Here is a 2,971-nt window from a genome sequence, read left to right as displayed (position 1 = left end):
GTCCCGCTCATCAGCGGTCAACACCAACTCGACCTTCGGTCGTCCAGTCCGCGCCATCCACCCAGACTAGACTTAGTCACAGCATTTCCGGCGCAGGACACTAGCTCCCCAGCTCCATGCCGACCGGACATGTACCCATCGCGGATTTCTATTTCTCAACCGCAGGGATCACAGCTCATGATGGTCGGCAATCCCGGAGCGAAGGAGCTTCCCTTGCCGCACAAGAAACCCGGCGTCGTGGCGAACGTGGTCCGCGGCTGCCTCGGCAACCTGGTCGAGTGGTACGACTGGTTCGTCTACGCCTCGTTCAGCATCTACTTCGCGGCGAGTTTCTTCCCCCAGGGAAACCAGACGGCCCAGCTGCTGTCCACGGCCGTCGTGTTCGCGGTCGGCTTCCTGATACGCCCGCTAGGCGGCTGGCTCCTGGGCCTCTACGCGGACAGGTTCGGCCGGCGGGCGGCGCTGACGCTGTCCGTGACGCTGATGAGTTTCGGTTCGCTGGCCATCGCCATCACGCCCGGCTACGCGTCGATCGGCATCCTCGCACCCGTGATCCTCGTGGTCGCCAGGCTCGCGCAAGGCCTCTCTGTCGGCGGCGAGTTCGGTTCGAGCGCGACGTACCTGTCCGAGATCGCCACGCCGGGGCGACGCGGCTTCTACTCGAGCTTCCAGTACGTCTCGATCACCATCGGCCAGCTCGCGGCCCTGCTGGTGATGATCGTGATGCAGTCGCTGCTGACCGAAGCGCAGATGTACGCCTGGGGCTGGCGGATCCCGTTCGTGCTCGGCGCGATCGCCGGACTCGTGGTGATGTACCTCCGCCGCAGCATGATGGAGTCGGAACACTTCCAACGCTCTCTGGCCGCCGGTTCGCCTGCCCGCGGCGGCCTGCGGGTCCTGCTGCGCTCGCACCGCCGCCAGGTCCTCGCCGTCCTCGGTCTCGCCATCGGCGGGACGGTGGCGTTCTACACCTTCACCAGCTACCTGCAGAAGTACATGGTGAACACGGCGGGAATCCCCAAACCGACCGCATCGCTCATCGGTTTCGCCGCCCTGTTCCTGTTCATCTTCATGCAACCCGTCGCCGGCGCCCTCTCCGACCGCTGGGGCCGCCGCCCGGTCATGTTCGCCTTCTCCATCGGCGGAATGCTGCTGACCGTGCCGATCATGACCCTGGTGGGCAAGACCGGGAACCCGTGGATCGCCTTCCTGCTCATGATCACGGCGCTGGTGTTCCTCAGCGGCTACACGGCCCTTTCGGCGATCATCAAAGCGGAAATGTTCCCCACCAACGTCCGCGCCCTCGGCGTCGGCCTCCCGCACGCCCTGGCGACCGCCGTCTTCGGCGGGCTCTCGGAGCCGATCGCTTTGGCGCTTAAGCAGGCTGGGCACGAGAGCGTGTTCTTCTGGTGGGTCACGGGTTGTATCGCGCTGACGTTCGTGGCGACCTTGGTGGTGCGGGAACCTTCGCGGGAGTCCGCTTTGGAAGTTTCGGCTTTACCTGCTCGGGACTCTGTCGCGGGGTGAGGTGGTTCCGGGGTGGGCTTTGGTCGCTTTTCTTTATCGGCTTGGAACAGTGGCGGTTCGTCGGCAGGGTCACTGGTGGATGCGGCGCGGGGATCCCTTTGTGGAGTCCGCGCGGACGGGGAGGCGTGATGGCCGGTGGTGATGACAGCCACCGTCGTCGGAGCCTCGTGCGGAAGTCTGCTCGTATGTAGGAAGCTGTGGTCGATTTTCGGCGACGGACCAGAACGGTAGCGGTCTGTCGGCAGGGTGCTTGATCTCCTTGTGGAGGTCCGCTCAGGCGGAGGCGGTGTGGTCGGCTTTCGGCCGTGGCTTCGCGACGAAGAGGCGCAGCACTGTGGACGTAGCGATCGGGGGCGTGTCTGACCAGTACTCCCGTAGCCGATTTTCGGCAATGGCCTGGAACGGTGGCGGTTCGTCGGCAGGGTCACTAATGGACGCTGCGTCGCCGACCGCGAGATCTCTTGCGGAAGACTGCTCAGACGAAAGCAGCTTGGTCGGTTTTCGGCAATGGCCCGGAGCAGTGGCGGTTCGTCGGAAGGGACACTGGTGGACACCACGTTGCCGGGGCGCGGGATCTATTTGCTGGGGGCTGCTCAGCCCGAGACGGTGTGGCCGGTTTTCGGCAATGGCCTAGAACGGCGATGGTTCGTCGGAAGGGTCATGAATGTGCGCTGCGTTGCCAGGCGCGGGATTCATTTGTGGAGGGCTGCTCAGGGCGGGGGCGGCGTGGTCGGCTTTCGGCCGTGGCTTCGCGGCGAAGAGGCTGCATCGTGGACTTAGCGATCGTAGTCGTGTTTGACCAACGCTCCTGTGGTCGTTTTTCGGCCACGGCCCAGAATGGTGGGGGTTCGTCGAAAGGGTCGCCGGAGGGCGCCGCTGCCAAGCGCGGGTTCTCCTTGTGGAGGACTGCTCAGGCGGAGGCAGCGTGGCCGGTTTTCGGCAACAGCCTCACGGCAAAGGGGCTTTGCGCCCGTGGACACGGCGATCGGAGTGGTGTCGAACCAGAGCTGCCGTCGCCGTTTCCCGGCAATGACTCAGAACGGTGGCGGCACGTCGTCCGGGGGCACCGCCGGTCGGGGCTCGTGCAAAGGCGGCGGCACGCTGTCGTAGCGCTGCCCGGTCGGAGTGGTGACGGTGAGGGTTCCGTCAGGGTCGAGGTGATAGATCCAGCCGGGTTCGTCTTTGAGGCGGTGATCGCGGCGGCAGAGGTCGACGAGGTCGGCGGCGTCGGTGTGGCCGCCGTGCTGCCACGGCACCGCATGATCGAGATCGCAGGCCTGCGCGCGACACGGTGACAACCCGGTCTTCGGCACTCACGATCCCGCACCCGCACGAACTCACCCAGCCCGGCAGTGGGCCGATACCGCTCCCGGCCCAGATCCAGCACCTGCCCGGACAACGGGTCGGTGATGATCCGCCGCAGCACCGTACCCGCCCCGGTGGC

At 65.7% G+C, this 2,971-nt stretch carries 1 protein-coding gene and 1 pseudogene; one reads left to right on the top strand and one right to left on the bottom strand.

Annotation, left to right across the window (positions count from 1 at the left end; all coding sequences use genetic code 11):
• The first annotated feature begins 177 nt into the window (after positions 1-177).
• Positions 178-1,527, top strand: coding sequence for an MFS transporter (locus tag ACFOSH_RS37525; protein ID WP_378245333.1), 1,350 nt, complete (start codon positions 178-180; stop codon positions 1,525-1,527).
• 1,034 nt (positions 1,528-2,561) lie between these two features.
• Here the strand turns inward: ACFOSH_RS37525 and ACFOSH_RS37520 are convergent.
• Positions 2,562-2,971 (bottom strand): annotated as a pseudogene (locus ACFOSH_RS37520) (HNH endonuclease signature motif containing protein); the annotation flags it as partial.

It is taken from the genome of Amycolatopsis speibonae, assembly GCF_042647925.1.
Lineage (GTDB): Bacteria > Actinomycetota > Actinomycetes > Mycobacteriales > Pseudonocardiaceae > Amycolatopsis > Amycolatopsis speibonae.
Note: the sequence above shows the minus strand (reverse complement) of the source record. Positions and strands in the feature narration are given on the sequence as shown.

Excerpts from the sequence above, each read along its gene's own strand:
- ACFOSH_RS37525 (WP_378245333.1), top strand. The coding sequence starts at position 178 with ATGATGGTCGGCAATCCCGGAGCGAAGGAGCTTCCCTTGCCGCACAAG.